Here is a 17,066-nt window from a genome sequence, read left to right as displayed (position 1 = left end):
GTCTTCCGCACCGCTTCGGCCTCAGGAGGCCTTCGCCGTATCGGACCTGACGGCCCGTCCGACGTGTTGAACTTTAGCTCAGCTCCGCCCCGAAAAGCGAATCCCGGCCGCACTCTCAAGAATTACCGACACAGCAGAACAGGCGTCTCCACGCGGGCCTATAAAAGGCATGCACGCGCGAAAAGCCGCAATGGACTGCTGAAGGGGTGTTCCGGGAGAGTGGCCGCTCCGGGACCGTCCGCGCAGACACGTGTCCGGTGCTCCCAGCCGAGCGACTTGTGAACACTACTCCTCTTCATCGGCCGGGGCAAACCGGGCCACCCGGACAGTACGGGTGCAGCGCGACCGGCTCAGCTTCACGTACTCGCCGTTCGCCTGGTCGTTCTGCCGCACCCAGGCACGGGCCTCCTCCAGGTCGCGGCCGCCGGCCAGCTGGCGGGCAGTCAACCGCTCCGCTCGAAGGTCGTCGGCCGCGTCCAGGTACCAGACCTCGTGCAGCAGCTCGCGGGCTTCGGTCCAGCCGGGTGCGTCGGCAGCGAGGTAGTTGCCTTCCGTCACGACCAGCCGGGTGCTGGGTGTGACCAGATGGCGAGCCGCCACCGGCTCGTCGAGGACGCGGTCGAAGTCCGGAACGTAGATGTCATGGAACCGGTCGCCGGCGAGTCTGCGGAGCAGGGCCACGTAGCCGCGTACATCGAAGCTGGACGGCGAGCCCTTGCGGTGCCTCAGGCCGAGCCGGTCGAGTTGGCCGTTGGAGAGGTGGAAGCCGTCCATGGGTGCATAGGCGGCCGTGCCGGTGCCGGCGGCGCGGTTGACCTCGTCGACCAGGCGGCGGGCGAGGGTCGACTTTCCTGCACCGGGCGCGCCGGTCAGGCCGAGCAGCAGCCGCCCGCCCGTCCGAGGGGCGTGCAACCTGCCGAGCAACTCGCCGGCGAGTGCGGCGGGCTGGGCCTCGTCACGATGTTCGGTTCGACCGTTCTCCATCGCTCCATTGTCCAGTGGGCGGACTGTCCAGTGGGCGGAAACGACCCGGCTGTTCAGACAAGGGCCGGCAGGTCCAGCGTGAGGGTGCCGGCATCGGCGTCCAGCACAGCGGGCAGACCCAGCGGCACAGTGAGAGTGGACGGGCCGTGCCCGAACCCGAGCTCCCAGAGGATCGGAATCTCCAGCGGGCCGAGGCGCTCCAGAATCACGTCACGCACCCGGTCCGGCGCCCCGCACCCTTCCCAGGAGCCGAGCACGACTCCCCGCACACCCTCCAGCGCGCCGGAACGGAGCAACTGGGTGAGGATCCGGTCGAGTTGGTAGGGGTGCTCGTTGACGTCCTCGAGGATCAGCAGGCTGCCCGCGAAGGAGGGACGGGCGCTGGGCGTGCCGCGGTCGACGGCGAGCACCGACGCGCAGCCGCCGGCGAGGACGCCGTGAGCCCGGCCGGGGACGAGCGGGCCGGCCTCGGGACCGGTCAGGATGCGCACCGTCTCGGGTTCGAAGAGGGTGCGGCGCAGGTGTTCGGCGGTTCCGGGGTCGGTGATGAATGAGGTGGCCGCGGCCATCGGCCCGTACAGCGAGGCGAGGCCGAGGCGCTGGGCCACCTGCTCGTGCAGCACCGTGACGTCGCTGAACCCGATCAGCACCTTGGGCGGCACGGCGCTCAGCGCCGTCCAGTCGACCAGGTCGACGACCCGCTGTGCGCCGTAGCCGCCGCGGGCGCAGATGACGGCGGCGATGCCGGGATCGAGCCAGGCCTGCTGGAAGTCGGCGGCGCGCTCGGCGTCGGTGCCGGAGAAGTGGCGCAGCCGCGGATGGGCGCCGAGGACGTGGGGGGCCACCACCGGTTCCAGCCCCCAGGACCGGAACAGGGCGCAGCCGGCGTCGAGGCGGTCGGGGTCGATCGGGCCGCTGGGTGCCACCACGGCCACCCGGTCGCCGGGGACGAGTCGGCGCGGGCTGGTGAGGCCGCTGGATGCGGCGGAGGGGGTGGCCATGTGGGTCGTCCTTTGCGCCGGTTCAGGTGTTCGACCTTATTGTCACCGCTCAGCGGGCATCTGATGTCTGGGGGTGGACGACCGCGCACCGGGCTCGGTCGCTGATGGGCGGTCAGTTCACCGTGGTGGCCGGAGGTATCCGCCGGACGGCCTGTCCGGTTGGCTTGGTTGCGCCATGGACGTTCCCCCTCCGGTACGGCAGGATTCGGGCGGACTGTACAGCGGAGGACCTACCGATGAGCTCGTCGTTCATTCCGATGGACACACCGAATCAGCCCTGCGCTGCTCCGGCGGAGTCCACGCTGCCCCGGGTCTGTTCGCCGACCGGATCGAGCCGGTCGGCGGTCGCTGACGCCTCGTCGGTTTCCGGGTCGGTCACCGACTCCTCGTCGGGGTCCGCGCCGGTCGATGACGCCGCCTCCGGGCCGGCCGCCGCTGCCCCGGATGCCGTCGAGCGCTCGGACGCGGGCGCGACGACGGCCAACCTCCGTGCCGGCCTGGCCGAACGGCTGCGGTCCGCGTACGAGCAGGGGGCGGATCTGGGTGATCTGGCGGTGGCCAGTCATCAGTCGGTGAGCGAAGTCCGGGAGTTGCTCGCGCTCGCCGGTGCCGCGGCCGACGGCCAGACGGCGGCGGCTGAGCCTCGGGACGTTTCGGTGCCGGCCCAGCGGGACGGCGCACGGGCCCTGCAGGGGGCGGCGGATGGCTGGACGCCGCGCAGTGGGCGCCCCCGGCCACGGGTCCGGCGCCAACTGCCGCCGCGCCGTGCGAACCGGCCCGGCGCGCCCAGCGCCCCGGCTACCGGGGATGGACACGGCTGGGCGCCGGCCGAGCCACAAGCGCCGGCGGTCCCGGCGGAGCCGGTAGCGCCGTTGGGCGGTGGGGCCGAGGCGCCGGCGGTGCTCTCGGAGGCCCCACTGGGGGTGCTGATCGGCAGTCCGCGTCAGTCGGTTCCGCTGGGCGGGGCGCGTGCGGAGGACTCCCGTCGCCGGGTCGGCGCGAAACTGATCAAGGTGGGCCGGGGCACCGCACTCGCCGTGCTGCCCGCCTGGCGGCCGTCGATCGCGATCTCGGTGCCGACCGAGCTGCTGCTCGACACCACCGGGCTGAGCCGGGCGGAGCTGGCCGAGGCCGAGCTCACGGTCGTGGTGAACACCGAGGCCCTGCACGATCGGGAGCTGCAGCCCCGGGACTGGCAGGTGGCCGCCGAGCGGCCCGGGGCCCGTCGCCGTTCCTGACGGCTCCTCCGGTCTCAGTCAGTGCGGCGGGTTGGGAAGGTAGCCGTAGTGCACCGGGTCGATTCCCTCGCGTCCCTCGGCCCAAGCCACCCGGACGGCGGTGACCAGTTCGGCGAGGGTCGGCGGCCAGAGCGGTTCGGCCTTCGGATCGGCCAGCTCGGCGGGCGTCCACCAGCGCCAGTCCAGGATCCGGTCCTGGGCGTGGGCCTCGCTGACGTCGCCGACCGGGCCGCGGCGGGGGCCCCGGGTGACGTAGATGTGCTCCGACTGGCGGACCGGGACGCCCATCCTGGTGAAGTCGTGCTCCCAGGTACAGAGCAGCGGGCCGGGGCTCAGGTCGTGCCAGCCGGTCTCCTCGCGCAGCTCGCGCCGGGCGCCCTGTTCGGGGGTCTCGCCGGGGTCGATGCCGCCGCCGGGCGGGTTCCAGTGCGGGCCGACCTCGTCGTTGTCGGAGCGGAGCAGGAAGACCGCGCCGTCCGGGTCGATCACCACGGTCCTGGCGGCCTGACGGGGAGTTCGCATCCGGGCAGCTTGCCAGTGGGGCGCTGCCGGTGTCGACTCGCCCGTCCGGTGCGCCCTCCCCACCACCCGAGCGCCCTCCGGTGCTCCCGATTGCACTTCCCGGCGCACCGATCGCCGGACGCGCCCGCAGCACGGGGCGGTCAAACCGACCGTTCGGCAGCCGCTGCCCCGCTACCCTGTGGGCCATGCCAGCCCCGACCATCCTGCTGCCGCAGGACCCGCTGAACCCTCGGCGCGTCGACCCGCACTTCTCCTACGAGGCCCAACTGGTCCGTGGGCTGGGCGGCGAGACCGCGCTGGTCGACCATGACGCGCTGCTCGCCGGCGCGGCCGCCGAGGCGGTCCGGCAGGTGCCGGTCGGCACCGGTCCGGCCTGGTACCGGGGCTGGATGCTGCCGGTGGCCGCCTACGCGGGGTTCGTCCGTGCCCTCGCGCAGCGTGGCTGCCAGCTGCTGACCAGCGCCGCCGCCTACGCCACGGCCCACGAACTGCCCGGCTGGTACAGCACGTTCGAGGGAGCCACGCCGGACAGCGTCTGGCTGCCGGCCGCAGCCGACCCGGAGGAGCTCGCCCGGGCGGCGGCCCGGCTGGGCGGGCAGGGGCCGGCCATCGTCAAGGACTACGTCAAGTCGCGCAAGCACGAGTGGCACGAGGCCTGCTACATCCCGGACCTTGCCGATCTGCCCGCGCTGACCCGGGTGGTCGCCCGATTCGTCGAACTGCAGGGCGAGTTCCTGGCCGGCGGCGTGGTGCTGCGGCGGTTCCACGCGTTCGCACCCGCCGACGGCGGGGCGGCCGGGCCGAACGCCGCGGATCGGCCGGTGCGGGCGGCCGAGGCCCGGGTCTGGTGGGTGGACGGCGAGCCGGTGCTGACCGGGCCGCACCCGGACACACCGGAGCTCCTGCCCGCGCCGGACCTGACGGTGGTCCGCTCGCTGGTGCGCTCACTCGGCTGCCGGTTCGTCACCACCGACCTGGCTCGACTGGCCGACGGCGGCGGCTGGATGGTCGTCGAGGTCGGCGACGGCCAGGTCAGCGACCTGCCGCGAGGCACCGAGGTGTCCGGCCTGATCTCCTCGCTGATCTCCACGTAGCTTCACCCGTCAGCTCCACTGGTCAGCTTCGCGGCGTCCGGTCGCCGGGTGGCCGCTGGGCGGGCAGCCCCGCCTGGGTGGTGCCCTCGGGCGGGGGTTCGGCGGCCCGGGCGGCGGTGCGTGCGACCAGGGTGAGCGGGACCGCGGTCAGCAGCAGCACCCCGCCCAGGGCGGCGCCGAGCCATCGGTAGCCGGCCCAGGCAGTCAGGGTGGCGCCGGTCAGCGGGCCGCCGGCCAGGCCCAGCGCGCAGGCGCAGCCGGCCAGCACGGTCCAGCGGCCCGCCGGGTCGAGGGCGGCGGCCGCCCCGATCAGGTAGCTGAGCACCAGCGGGTAGAGCCCGTTCCAGAGCACCTCGCCCCCCGCGAAGCCACTGGCCGAACGGGTCACCGTGCTCACCGTGACACAGACCGCGATGGCCGCCGTACCGGCGCCGACCGGAAGCGCTCGCCCCGCGCGGTCGCCCAGCGCGTCGGCCGCCAGCACGCCGAGCAGTCCGCCGCCGAGCGCCAGGGCGAGCACCAGGCCGAGCCGACGCTCCGTCAGGCAGGCCTGGTGCAGCCCGATCTGTGCGCTCACCGCCCAGAGCGCGTTCTGCGCCAGCGACCAGAGCGCCAGGCTCGCCACCAGCGCCAGTCCGGCGCCGCGGCGCGGCAGGCGCGGCGGGGCCGGTTCGGTCGCGCGCCGGGCCGGGCCGGCGGGCAGGCGCAGGGTCAGCGGAAAGGCCAGCACGCCGAGCAGCAGCAGGGCCAGGAACGGCAGCGCGGGGTCCTGGCCCAGCCTGGGCAGCAGGAGGTAGAGGAGGCTGGCGGTGCCGGAGGTGGCGAGCAGACCGCGCACCGAGGTGCGGTGCGGCTCGGCCGCGGCGGCGATGCCGGTGGCCGCGACCGCGGCGGCGGTGCCCGCGCCCAGCCCGCCGAGCAGGCAGCCGGTGACCAGCAGCCGGGGCTGCCCGGGTGGCGCGGTACCGGCCGTTGCGGCGCCGATCAGCAGCAGGACCAGACCGAGCCGGGCCAGCCGCCCCTGGCCGAGCGCGGCGACCCGGCCGGCCAGGGCGATTCCGGCGCAGGCCGAGGCGAGCAGCAGGGCACTGCCGGCGACGCCGGCCTGAGCCGCCGTCAGACCGGAGTGCCCGATCAGGCGGCTGACGATGACCGGGGCCAGGTATCCGGGCAGTGAGCCGACCGTGAAGAGGGCGACCAGTGCCAGGCTGGTGGCGGCGGCCGGATGGGGAGCGTGGTGCGCAGTACTGCGCCCCGCCACGCGAAGGCGCGGGGACATGGGCTCGGGGCCTCTCGACCTCAGGGGGATTCAGGAGCGCGCCCCGCTCTCCCCGCACGGTCGCCCCGCATGTCTACCAGGTCGGGGCGCCACCCGCGTACCAGATGGCGCCCCGTTACCCGGAAGTCGGCCGTGTCGGCGCGGAGCCGAGACCGCCACGAGATCCGTCCGTGATCGAACGACCCGTCAGCCGGCTACCTCGGCGGGCATCCTGCCGTCGGCGATGAACGCCCGCCAGAGCCGCGCGTACACCCCGTCGGCCGCCAGCAGCTCGGTGTGCGTGCCGTCCTCCACCACCCGTCCGTGGTCGAGCACCACCACGCGGTCGGCACGCTCCGCGGTGGTGAGGCGGTGGGCGATCACCAGGGTGGTGCGGCCCTGCGGCCGGCTCGGCCGGCCCTCCTGCAGCAGGTCCCAGGCGCGGTTGACGGCCGCCTCGGTGGCGAGGTCGAGGGCGGCGGTGGCTTCGTCGAGCAGCAGGATGTCGGGGTCGACCAGCTCGGCGCGGGCCAGGGCGATCAACTGGCGCTGGCCGGCGGAGAGGTTGCGGCCGCGGCCGGTCACCTCGTGCTGGTAGCCGCCGCGCAGACCACTGATCATCTCGTGGGCGCCGACCGCCTTCGCCGCCGCCATCACCTCGGCGTCGGTGGCCTCGGGCCGGCCGTAGGCGATCGCGTCGCGCACCGTGCCGGCGAACAGGTAGGCCTCCTGCGGGACCACGCCGAGCCGGCGGCGGTAGGCCGTCATGTCGAACGTGGTGACGTCGGTGCCGTCGATCCGGACCGTGCCGCCGGTGGCGTCGTAGAACCGGGCGACCAGCTTCATCAAGGTGGACTTGCCGGCGCCGGTCTCACCGACCAGGGCGACCGTCTGACCGGCCGGGATGCGCAGGTCGATGCCGGTCAGCACCTCGGGGTTGCCCTCGCCGCCGCCGTTGTAGGCGAAGGTGACGTCCTCGAAGCCGACCTCGCCGCGCAGCTGCTGCACCGGCACCGGGTCGGCGGCCGGCGGAGTGCTGGTCGGGGTGCGCAGCAGCTCGCGGACCCGGCTCAGGCCCACCGCGGCCTGCTGGTAGCCGTCGAAGAGCTGGGAGAGCTGGTTCACCGGAGCGAAGAACAGGTCGATGTAGAGCAGGTAGGCGACCAGCGCACCGACCGTCAGGGTGTTGTCGTGCACCCGGGAGGCGCCGGCGATCAGCACCAGCGCGGCGGCGACGCTGGACAGGAACTGCACGAACGGGAAGTACACCGAGATGTACAGCTGGGCCCGGACGCGGGCGTTGCGGTACTCGGTGGAGCGCTCGACGAACCGGGCCACGGTGTCGTTCTCGCGCCGGAACGCCTGCACGATCCGCATCCCGGCGACGTTCTCCTGCAGGTCGGCGTTGACCGTGCTGATCAGCTCGCGCGACACCTGGTACTGCGCCTTGGACTTGCGGCGGAACACCACGGTGGCGACGGCCAGTACCGGCAGCACCGCGAAGACGGTGAGGGCCAGGCCGGCGTCGATCAGCAGCAGGGCCACGAAGATGCCGAAGAAGGTGATCAGGCTGACCACCGCGGTGACCACGCCGGTCTGCAGGAACGAGCTGAGCGCGTCCACGTCGGTGGTCATCCGGGTCATGATCCGGCCGGACAGCTCGCGCTCGTAGTAGTCCAGGCCGAGCCGGTTGAGGTGCGCGAAGATCTTCAGCCGCAGGCTGTAGAGCACCCGCTCGCCGGTCCGACCGCTGACCCTGGACTCGATGCTCTGCACCAGCCAGTCGAGCAGCACCACGACCAGTGCGGCCGCCGCGGCGGCCGTGACGCCGGACATCGCGGCCTTGGTGACGCCGTTGTCGATGCCGTGCCGGATCAGGATCGGCACCACCAGACCGGCCGCGGCGTCCAGCGCGAGCAGCACGAAGGCCAGCACGAGGGCCGGGCGGAACGGCTTCAGCAGGCGGGCCAGCGAGAAGTCCGGGTCGCCGGCGGCGGCCTCGGCGAGCGGCACGGCCGGGGTGTCGGTCGCCGGGGGCAGCGCCGCGACCTTGGCCAGCAGCTCGGGGTCGGCCGAGCGGGCGGCGCCGGCCTGGGGCGCGGCGGCCGGAGTGCGGACGGGCGCCGGGGCCGCGTCCGGCCCGGGGGCGGCCTCCGGACGGGCCACGGGTGCGGCATCCGGGTCGGTGATCAGTGCCCGGTACTGCGGACAGCGCTCCTCGAGCTCCTCGTGGGTGCCGATGTCGAGCAGTCCGCCGCGGTCCAGCACCGCGATCCGGTCGGCCAGCTGCAGGGTGGAGCGGCGGTGGGCGATCAGGACGGTGGTGCGGTCGGCCATCACCTGGTGCAGCGCCCGGTGGATCTCGGCCTCGATCTGCGGGTCGACGGCCGAGGTGGCGTCGTCCAGCAGCAGCACCTGGGGGTCGGCGAGGATCGCGCGGGCCAGGGCGATCCGCTGGCGCTGGCCGCCGGAGAGGGTCAGACCCTGCTCTCCCACCTTGGTCTGGTAGCCCTCGGGCAGCGCACGGATGAACTCGTCGGCCTGGGCGGCGCGGGCGGCGGCCTCGATCTCCTCGTCGGTGGCGTCCGGGCGGCCGAAGGCGATGTTGGCGCGGACCGAGTCGGAGAACAGGAAGCTGTCCTCCGGCACGATGCCGACCACCGAGCGGACCGCGTCCAGGGTCAGGTCGCGCAGGTCCTGGCCGTGGAGCCGGACCGTGCCGGCGGTCGGGTCGTAGAACCGCGGAATCAGCTGGGCGACGGTCGACTTGCCGGAGCCGGAGGCACCCACCAGCGCCAGGGTCTCGCCCGGGGCCACGCTCAGCGACAGGCCGCGCAGGACAGCAGGGGCTTCGGCCGGGGCTTCGGCCGGAACGTCAGCGCGATCGGCCTCGGCACCGTCGGCCGCGGCGTGGTCGGCCTCGGCGTGGTGCTGATCGGCTGCCTGGTACCGGAAGTCGACCTGGTCGAACTCCAGTGCCGGGGCGCCCGGCACCGGGTGCAGCTCCTGGGCGTCCGGGGCCTGCTGGACCAGCGGGCGCTCGTCGACCAGCTCGAAGACCCGCTCCACGCTGGCCCGCGCCTGCTGCCCGACCGTCAGCACCATGGTGAGCATCCGGACCGGACCGGTCATCTGGGCCACGTAGGTGGAGAACGCGACGAAGGTGCCCAGGGTGACCGAGTGATGGACGGCCAGCCAGCCGCCCAGCGCGAGCACGGCGACCTGGCCGAGCGCCGGCACCGCCTGCAGGGCCGGGGTGAAACGGCTGTTCAGCCGGATCGAGCGCAGCCGGGCGCCGTACAGATCGCGCGAGGCACGCTCCAGCTTGCCGAGTTCCTGCTCCTCCTGGCCGAAGCCCTTGACCACCCGGACGCCGCCGATCGCGCCATCCACCACGCCGGCCACGGCTGCGGCCTCCTGCTGGGCGACCCAGGTGGCCGGAAACAGGCGCTTGCGGCTGCGGTCGGCGATCCACCACAGGGCCGGCGCCATCACCAGGGCGATCAGGGTGAGCAGCGGCGAGAGCCAGAACATCACCACGATCGACATCAGGAAGAGCAGCAGGTTGCCGGTCATCATCGGCAGCATCGAGAGCAGGCCGTGGACCAGTTGCAGGTCGGAGGTGGCCCGGCCGACCACCTGGCCGGTGTCCAGGCGGTCCTGGCGGGCACCGTCGAGCCGGGTCAGCGACCGGAACAGGTCGGTGCGCAGGTCCTGCTGCACGTCGAGGGCGAGCTTGCCGGCGCTGTAGCGGCGGACCTGGGTGCAGACGAAGACCAGCAGCGCGGCGACGATCAGCGCGACGGCCCAGGGGGCGAGCGAGCGCTTGTGGGTGGTGATGACGTCGTCGATGATCATCTTGGTGATCAGCGGGACGAGCGCCGTCACCGCCATCCCGGCGAGCGAGGCGCCGAAGGACAGCAGGAAGTTGCGGCGGTAGCGCCAGCAGTACGCGTTCAGACGACGCAGCCAGCCCTGACTTGCGGTGCTGCTGTCGGCTTCGGTCGGCGGTGTGGGGGTCTGCCTTGCGGCGGCTGCTTCCGACGCTGTGGATATCTCCCCGGTGGAGCCGTGAGTATCAGGCATATTTAGGGATACTAACCATTTCCTGAGGCGGTCGTCCACGATGTATTCGGGGCCGACGGACGGGCTCTGCGGTGGGCGGGTGGGGCCGGCTGGAGAAACAGTCGACGGCCGGCTTTCCTTCCCTCTCAGCCTTGCGCTCAGATGCACACGGGCGCACCGGTCGACGGACGGGGGCGCACCCGGGCGCTCGTCCTAGGACCGGAGGAGCCGTCTACTTGCCCTACGGGGCGATCTGCTCGGCCGGTTCGCCCCGCCCGGCCCGCTCGGCGTGTCGGGCCGGTTCGGCTTGCTCGGCTTGCTGGGCTGCTTGGGCCTGCTCGACCTGCTGGCTGTCGGGGCCGGCTGCGGCTGCGAACGCGCCTTGGGCCAGTCGGTGCAGCAGGGTCGCCATTTCGCCACGCGGCAGCAGGCCGATCCGGCTGCCGCCGTCCCGGTCAGTGGGCGTCGCAGTCGCGACTGCAGACGCGGTTGCAGTCAGTGACGGGACCTCGGACGGGGCCTGAGGCTGGGCCTGGGCCGATGGGCGTACGCCCAGGCTGTGCGGCGTGGAGTTCAGCAGCCCGAAGACCGCGTGCACGGCGGCTCGCGCGGCCGGCCCGGCGGTGGGGGCGGCGAGCGCGGGGAACGCGGCCCGCACGGTGGCGACCCACAGCTCCACGTACTCGCGCTGCAAGCGGCGCACCCGTCGCCGGTCCTCCTCCTTCAGGTGCAGCAGCTCGCGGTCATGCAGCGTGATCAGATCGGAGTCGTCCAGCGCGAAGTCGACATGGCCGCTGATCAGCGCGTTCAGCGCGGCCGCCGGCCCCGCCGCGGTGGCCGATCGACGGCGGCCCTCGTCAAGCAGACGCTCGCTGATGCCGATCAACAGGTCGGCGAGCATCGCGTCCTTGCCTGGGAAGTGGCGGTACAGCCCGGGGCCACTGATGCCGACCGCCTTGCCGATCTCGTCCACGCCGACGCCGAGGAACCCGCGCGCGGCAAAAAGCCGTGCGGCCTCCCGACGGATCTGGTCTCGGCGAGGGGTCACAGATGCGACAGGACTGTTCGGCATGGGCTCCATCGTAGACAGCGCCGGTTATCGGTGGTTAACCTGGCGCCAGGAGTTAACCATCATTAACTTGGGGGCGAAAAGCCGATTCGGCTCATCGCCCACTGGTTCCCGGGCGCAAGGGAGCTCTTGGGATGACCCTGTCGACCCCCGGCTTCGTCTCTCCGTATTCGCCGGAGACCGCCGGATCGCCACGCGCTGGCATGCCTTCGGCTGCCGGCCTGGTCCAGACTGCGGCACCCAGCGGGCCGAGCGCGGTCACCGCCGCGGCCGCTGCTCCGGCCCCGCGGCTGCGGTCCACCATCGACACCGGGTCTGCCGCTTATCGGACCAACGTCGAGGCGCACCAGGAGCTGGTCGCCGAACTGCGCGCCAAGCTCTCCGCTGCCGCGCTGGGCGGCGGCGCCAAGGCACGGGAGCGGCACACCTCACGTGGCAAGCTGCTGCCGCGCGATCGGGTGGACACCCTGCTCGATCCGGCCTCGCCATTCCTGGAGATCGCCCCGCTGGCTGCCGACGGCCTCTACGACGGCGCCGCACCGGCCGCTGGTGTGATCGCCGGCATCGGCCGGGTGGCCGGCCGCGAGGTGATGATCGTCGCCAACGACGCCACCGTTAAGGGCGGCACCTACTACCCGATGACGGTGAAGAAGCACCTGAGGGCGCAGGAGGTGGCGCTGGAGAACCGCCTGCCGTGCATCTACCTGGTGGACTCGGGCGGCGCCTTCCTGCCGAAGCAGGACGAGGTCTTCCCCGACCGGGACCACTTCGGCCGGATCTTCTACAACCAGGCACGGCTCTCCGCTGCGGGCATCCCGCAGATCGCCGCCGTACTCGGCTCCTGCACCGCCGGCGGCGCCTACGTGCCGGCGATGAGCGACCAGGCTGTGATCGTCCGCAACCAGGGCACCATCTTCCTGGGCGGGCCGCCGCTGGTGAAGGCGGCGACCGGTGAGGTCGTGACCGCCGAGGAACTCGGCGGCGGTGAACTGCACTCCCGCACCTCGGGGGTGACGGACCACCTGGCCGAGAACGACGAGCACGCCCTGTCCATCGTGCGCACCATCGTGGCCGACCTCGGTCCGCGCACCCCGCAGCCCTGGGCGCTGGCCCCGGTCGAGCCTCCCGCAGTCGACCCGGCCGAGCTGTACGGAGCCGTCCCGGTCGATCCGCGCACCCCGTACGACGTGCGCGAGGTGATCGCCCGTCTGGTCGACGGCAGCCGCTTCGCCGAGTTCAAGGCGGAGTACGGCGCCACCCTGGTGACCGGCTTCGCCCGGATCCACGGCCACCCGGTGGGCATCGTCGCCAACAACGGCGTGCTGTTCGCGGAGTCCGCACTCAAGGGCGCGCACTTCATCGAGCTCTGCGACCAGCGCGGCATCCCGCTGCTCTTCCTGCAGAACATCACCGGCTTCATGGTCGGCCGCCAGTACGAGGCGGGCGGTATCGCCAAGCACGGCGCCAAGATGGTCACCGCTGTGGCCTGCACCCGGGTCCCGAAGCTGACCGTGGTGATCGGCGGCTCCTACGGCGCGGGCAACTACTCGATGTGCGGTCGTGCCTACTCGCCTCGCTTCCTGTGGATGTGGCCCGGCGCCAAGATCTCGGTCATGGGCGGCGAGCAGGCCGCTTCGGTCCTCGCCACCGTCCGCCGCGACCAGTTCGAGGCCCGCGGCGAGGAGTGGCCGGCCGAGGCGGAGGAGGAGTTCAAGCGGCCCGTGCGCGAGCAGTACGAGCGCCAGGGCAACGCCTACTACGCCACCGCGCGGCTCTGGGACGACGGGGTGATCGACCCGAAGGACACCCGCACCGTGGTCGGCTTGGCCCTGACCGCCTGCGCCAACGCGCCGCTGACACCTCCCGCCCCCTACGGCGTCTTCCGGATGTGACCGCCATGGTCGGCACGGCTTGCCCCAGAGGGGCACCCACCGGGACGACCCGCCGACGGCCGCCTGCTCGGTGGGCGTCGGCGGGCCAGGCCGTGTGGGCTGGCCGCCGCGGGCTCACCGGCCGTCCAGTGCCGGCCGGCTGCTGGGTGCCGGGTGCCTGCCGGGTTCCGCCAGGCAGGCGGCCACCGTCCGGCAACCATGCATCGGCCGACAGCCATGCACCGACCGGCAGCCACATATCGGCCGAGAGCCACGTATCGGTCGGCCGTCGGGCGTCGTCTGGCTACCGCGGGTCGGTCGGCCACCACGTGCCCACCGAATGCCGTGAACCAACCGACCGTCAGACAGCAGCCACCACCCGAAGAGCAATGTCGCCTCCGTCGACTCCACTTGGTCACACCTGCTGACCGCCTTTCGTCGCCTCCCTTCCCTCGCTCCGGAGGAATGCCTCCCATGTTCGACACCGTCCTGGTCGCCAACCGCGGCGAGATCGCCGTCCGGGTGATCCGCACCCTGCGCCGGCTCAGCGTCCGGTCGGTCGCCGTCTACAGCGACGCCGATGCCGACGCCAGGCACGTCCGCGAAGCCGACCTCGCCGTTCGCCTCGGCCCGGCCGACCGCAGTGACAGCAGCGCTGCGGAGACCTATCTCCGAGGCGACCAGATCATCGCCGCGGCCCTGCGCACCGGCGCGCAGGCCATCCACCCGGGCTACGGCTTCCTGGCCGAGAACCCGGGGTTCGCCCGAGCCTGTGCCGACGCCGGCCTGGTGTTCATCGGCCCGCCCGCCGAGGCGGTCGAGCTGATGGGCGACAAGATCAACGCGAAGGAGGCCGTCCGGGCAGTCGGCGTGCCCGTGGTGCCCGGCAGCCGCGGCGGCGCCAGCTCCGATGAGGACTTGATCCGCGCTGCCGAGGAGATCGGCTACCCCGTGCTGATCAAGCCGTCCGCCGGCGGCGGCGGCAAGGGCATGCGGCTGGTCCGCGACCCGGCCGAGCTGGCCGCCGAGCTGGCGGCCGCCCGTCGAGTGGCCCGCACCGCGTTCGGCGACGACACCCTGCTGTTGGAGCGCTGGGTGGACAACCCCCGGCACATCGAGGTGCAGGTGCTGGCGGACTCCCACGGGACCACCGTGCACCTCGGCGAGCGCGAGTGCAGTCTGCAGCGCCGGCATCAGAAGCTGATCGAAGAGGCACCCTCCGTCCTGTTGGACCCGCAGACCCGAGCCGCCATGGGTGCGGCAGCCGTTCAGGCGGCACAGGCGTGCGGCTACACCGGTGCCGGCACGGTGGAGTTCATCGTGCCTGGCGGCGACCCCGCAGTGGATGGCGGTGGCGACACGGTCCGCGAGTTCTTCTTCATGGAGATGAACACGCGCCTGCAGGTGGAGCACCCGGTCACCGAGTTGGCCGTTGCGGTCACCCGCCCCGCCCCGGTGGACGCCTCCGCGAGCACCAGCGCCGGCCTTCCCGGTGCGGCCACCGGCTCGACTTCCGCAGGCGCTCCCGGTGTTGAGCGCCTCGACCTGGTCGAGTGGCAGATCCGGATCGCCGCCGGGGAGTCGCTCTCATTCAGCCAATCGAACATCTCCTTTCTCGGTCACGCCGTCGAGGCGCGCATCTGTGCCGAGGACCCGGCACGTGACTTCCTGCCGACCGGTGGCCGGATTCTGCTGCTGGAGGAGCCGGCCGGAGAGGGCGTGCGGGTCGACTCCGGCCTCACCGCGGGGACCACCATCACCAGCGCGTACGACCCGATGCTGGCGAAGGTCATCGCCTACGGTCCGGACCGCCAGACCGCCCTGCTCCGGCTGCGCAGTGCTCTTGCCGAGACCCAGATCCTCGGCCTGACCACAAACGCCGGATTCCTGCGCCGGCTGCTCGCGCACCCGGACGTCGTGGCAGGACGCCTCGACACCGGCCTTGTCGAGCGGGCCGTCCAGCAGCACCCCGAACTGCTGGCCGACCAGCACGACCGGTACGCCTCGCGGGACACACGCGAGTCCGCTCCGGACGGCACCCCTGCCTCTGCCTCGGATGCCACCTCCACCGATGCCGCCGCTTCCGACCACGGGCCGACGCCCACGGCTACGGCACCGGAAGCCGTCTACCTGGCCGCAGCACTCGTGCGGCATCTGAGCCTCGTTCCGGCCGCCGCCTCCGACGGCTGGACCGACCCGTATGCCCTCCCTTCCGGCTGGCGTCTGGCCGGCGAGCCGGCCTGGACGACGCACCGACTCCGGGTCTCCGGTCAGGACCCGGTCTCGGTGCGAGTACGACCTGTCAGTGCGGACACGGTTATCGAATCCACTGACACCACGTCAACTGCGTTTCCCGAATTGCTAGTCCGTCTGAATGAAGGGCCGATCCGCCGGGCCCGCGCCGTGCTCGGCGCCACGGGTCTGTCACTCACACTCGACGGCCTTCGCACCACCTTCGCCCTGGCCACCGACCACGCCCCGTCAGCCTCGGCGTCCGGCCCGGTGGTCTGGCTCGGCATCGACGGCGACAGCTGGGCCGTCCACCCGTACGACCCGGTGGCCGACCGAACCGCCGACGCTGCCGCCCACCATGGCGCCCTGACCGCGCCGATGCCCGGAACCGTCACCGTGGTCAAGACCTCGGTGGGCGATCAGGTCCGGCGTGGACAGCCGCTGCTGGTCCTGGAGGCCATGAAGATGGAGCACGTGATCGCTGCGCCGCACGACGGCACGGTCAGCGAACTCCCGGTCGCGGCAGGCGGCACCGTGGCGATGGAGCAGCTGCTCGCAGTCGTCCTTCCCGAGGAGGCGGCCCTCCCCACCGGAGCGGACACCGCCGCCGACGCCCAGGAGGTGGCTTCGTCATGACCAACACCCAGGCAACGCCGAACGCTGGGCACTCGGTGCCCGGACCGACGGATTCCACTCGGACGGAGCAATCACGCGACCCCGGAGCCCTTGAGCTGGGGCTGCCGGTCGTGGTCCGGGGCGCGGACCTGCCGGCCCGGGTGCGGATCCACGAGGTCGGTGCACGCGACGGCCTGCAGAACGAGAAGTCCATGGTTCCGGTCGAGGTGAAGGCCGAGTTCATCGCACGGCTCGCCGCCGCCGGATTGCGGACCGTCGAAGCGACCAGCTTCGTCCACCCCAAGTGGGTGCCCCAGTTGGCCGATGCCGAGGAACTGCTGCCGCGGATCACCGGCCTGCGGGAGCAGTACCCCGGGCTGCGACTGCCGGTGCTGGTGCCCAACGAGCGCGGCCTGGACCGGGCGCTCGCCGGTGGGGCCGACGAGATCGCCGTGTTCGCCAGCGCCACCGAGTCCTTCGCCCGGCGCAATCTGAACCGCTCGATGGCCGAGGTCATGGAGATGTTCCGCCCCGTCATCACCCGGGCCGGGGAGTCCGGGGTGCCGGTCCGCGGCTACCTGTCGATGTGCTTCGGCGATCCGTGGGAGGGCCCGGTCGCGCCCGAGCAGGTGGTGGCCGCAGGCGTGCGGCTGCTCGAGCTCGGCTGCGCCGAGCTGAGCCTGGGCGACACCATCGGCGTCGCGACGGCCGGCCAGGTGACCGAGCTGCTCGCCGCGTTCGGCCGTGCCGGGGTGCCGTTGGCGCAACTCGCGGTGCACTTCCACGACACCTACGGCCAGGCGCTCGCCAACACGCTTGCCGCACTGCGCTGCGGGGTGACCATCGTCGACTCCTCGGCCGGCGGACTCGGCGGCTGCCCCTACGCGAAGAGCGCCACCGGCAACCTGGCCACCGAGGATCTGGTCTGGATGCTGCACGGCCTCGGCATCGAGACGGGCGTCGACCTCGCCGCCCTGGTCGCCACCAGCTCCTGGCTCGCGGGCGAGCTGGGCCGACCGAGCCCGTCCCGAGCGGTGCAGGCCCTGGCCGGCTCCGTCGACGCCAACTGAAGCTCGGGCCAGCTGAAATGGCGCACCGTCACTTCACGCGCCGGTAG

The 17,066-nt window shown here is 72.6% G+C and carries 11 protein-coding genes; 5 read left to right on the top strand and 6 right to left on the bottom strand.

Annotation, left to right across the window (positions count from 1 at the left end; all coding sequences use genetic code 11):
• Positions 1-285 precede the first annotated feature (285 nt).
• Positions 286-984: a nucleoside/nucleotide kinase family protein gene (locus tag P3T35_RS37995; protein ID WP_107503359.1), complete on the bottom strand. Its 699-nt coding sequence runs from the start codon at positions 982-984 to the stop codon at positions 286-288.
• A gap of 53 nt (positions 985-1,037) precedes the next feature.
• Entirely contained in the window at positions 1,038-1,985 is a 948-nt protein-coding gene (locus P3T35_RS37990) for an LD-carboxypeptidase (protein ID WP_101381692.1), read from the bottom strand.
• Positions 1,986-2,221: 236 nt separating this feature from the next.
• Between P3T35_RS37990 and P3T35_RS37985 the strand changes: the two genes are divergently transcribed.
• Positions 2,222-3,223 carry a hypothetical protein gene (locus P3T35_RS37985; RefSeq protein ID WP_101381691.1) on the top strand — a complete coding sequence of 334 codons (1,002 nt, stop codon included), beginning with the start codon at positions 2,222-2,224 and terminating at the stop codon, positions 3,221-3,223.
• An 18-nt stretch (positions 3,224-3,241) separates the two neighbouring features.
• Here P3T35_RS37985 and P3T35_RS37980 read toward each other — a convergent pair whose 3' ends face one another.
• Positions 3,242-3,745 carry an NUDIX domain-containing protein gene (locus P3T35_RS37980; protein ID WP_101381690.1) on the bottom strand — a complete coding sequence of 168 codons (504 nt, stop codon included), beginning with the start codon at positions 3,743-3,745 and terminating at the stop codon, positions 3,242-3,244.
• A gap of 185 nt (positions 3,746-3,930) precedes the next feature.
• Here P3T35_RS37980 and P3T35_RS37975 point away from each other — a divergent pair, with 185 nt between their 5' ends.
• Positions 3,931-4,839, top strand: a complete 909-nt coding sequence (locus P3T35_RS37975; RefSeq protein ID WP_101381689.1) for an ATP-grasp domain-containing protein — start codon at positions 3,931-3,933, stop codon at positions 4,837-4,839.
• A 22-nt stretch (positions 4,840-4,861) separates the two neighbouring features.
• Here P3T35_RS37975 and P3T35_RS37970 read toward each other — a convergent pair whose 3' ends face one another.
• From P3T35_RS37970 to P3T35_RS37960, 3 genes are all read right to left on the bottom strand, one after another.
• Positions 4,862-6,118, bottom strand: coding sequence for an MFS transporter (locus P3T35_RS37970; RefSeq protein ID WP_143676869.1), 1,257 nt, complete (start codon positions 6,116-6,118; stop codon positions 4,862-4,864).
• Positions 6,119-6,304: 186 nt separating this feature from the next.
• Complete coding sequence (locus P3T35_RS37965; RefSeq protein WP_101381687.1) at positions 6,305-10,183, bottom strand: ABC transporter ATP-binding protein; 3,879 nt, start codon at positions 10,181-10,183, stop codon at positions 6,305-6,307.
• A 220-nt stretch (positions 10,184-10,403) separates the two neighbouring features.
• A complete protein-coding gene (locus P3T35_RS37960; protein WP_101381686.1) occupies positions 10,404-11,234 on the bottom strand; it encodes a TetR/AcrR family transcriptional regulator in 831 nt (276 codons plus the stop codon).
• A gap of 131 nt (positions 11,235-11,365) precedes the next feature.
• On the opposite strand from P3T35_RS37960, the gene P3T35_RS37955 reads away from it, so the two are divergent.
• The 3 genes from P3T35_RS37955 to P3T35_RS37945 all read left to right on the top strand — a co-directional run bounded on the left by P3T35_RS37955 (position 11,366) and on the right by P3T35_RS37945 (position 17,019).
• Complete coding sequence (locus tag P3T35_RS37955; RefSeq protein ID WP_280709496.1) at positions 11,366-13,123, top strand: carboxyl transferase domain-containing protein; 1,758 nt, start codon at positions 11,366-11,368, stop codon at positions 13,121-13,123.
• Positions 13,124-13,576: 453 nt separating this feature from the next.
• On the top strand, positions 13,577-15,970 hold the full coding sequence (locus tag P3T35_RS37950) for a biotin carboxylase N-terminal domain-containing protein (protein ID WP_101381685.1): 2,394 nt from the start codon (positions 13,577-13,579) through the stop codon (positions 15,968-15,970).
• A complete protein-coding gene (locus P3T35_RS37945; protein WP_101381684.1) occupies positions 15,967-17,019 on the top strand; it encodes a hydroxymethylglutaryl-CoA lyase in 1,053 nt (350 codons plus the stop codon). Before P3T35_RS37950 ends, P3T35_RS37945 begins: the two co-directional genes overlap by 4 nt.
• Positions 17,020-17,066 lie beyond the last annotated feature (47 nt).

Source organism: Kitasatospora sp. GP30, from assembly GCF_029892145.1.
Taxonomy (GTDB): Bacteria; Actinomycetota; Actinomycetes; order Streptomycetales; family Streptomycetaceae; genus Kitasatospora; species Kitasatospora acidiphila.
Note: the sequence above shows the minus strand (reverse complement) of the source record. Positions and strands in the feature narration are given on the sequence as shown.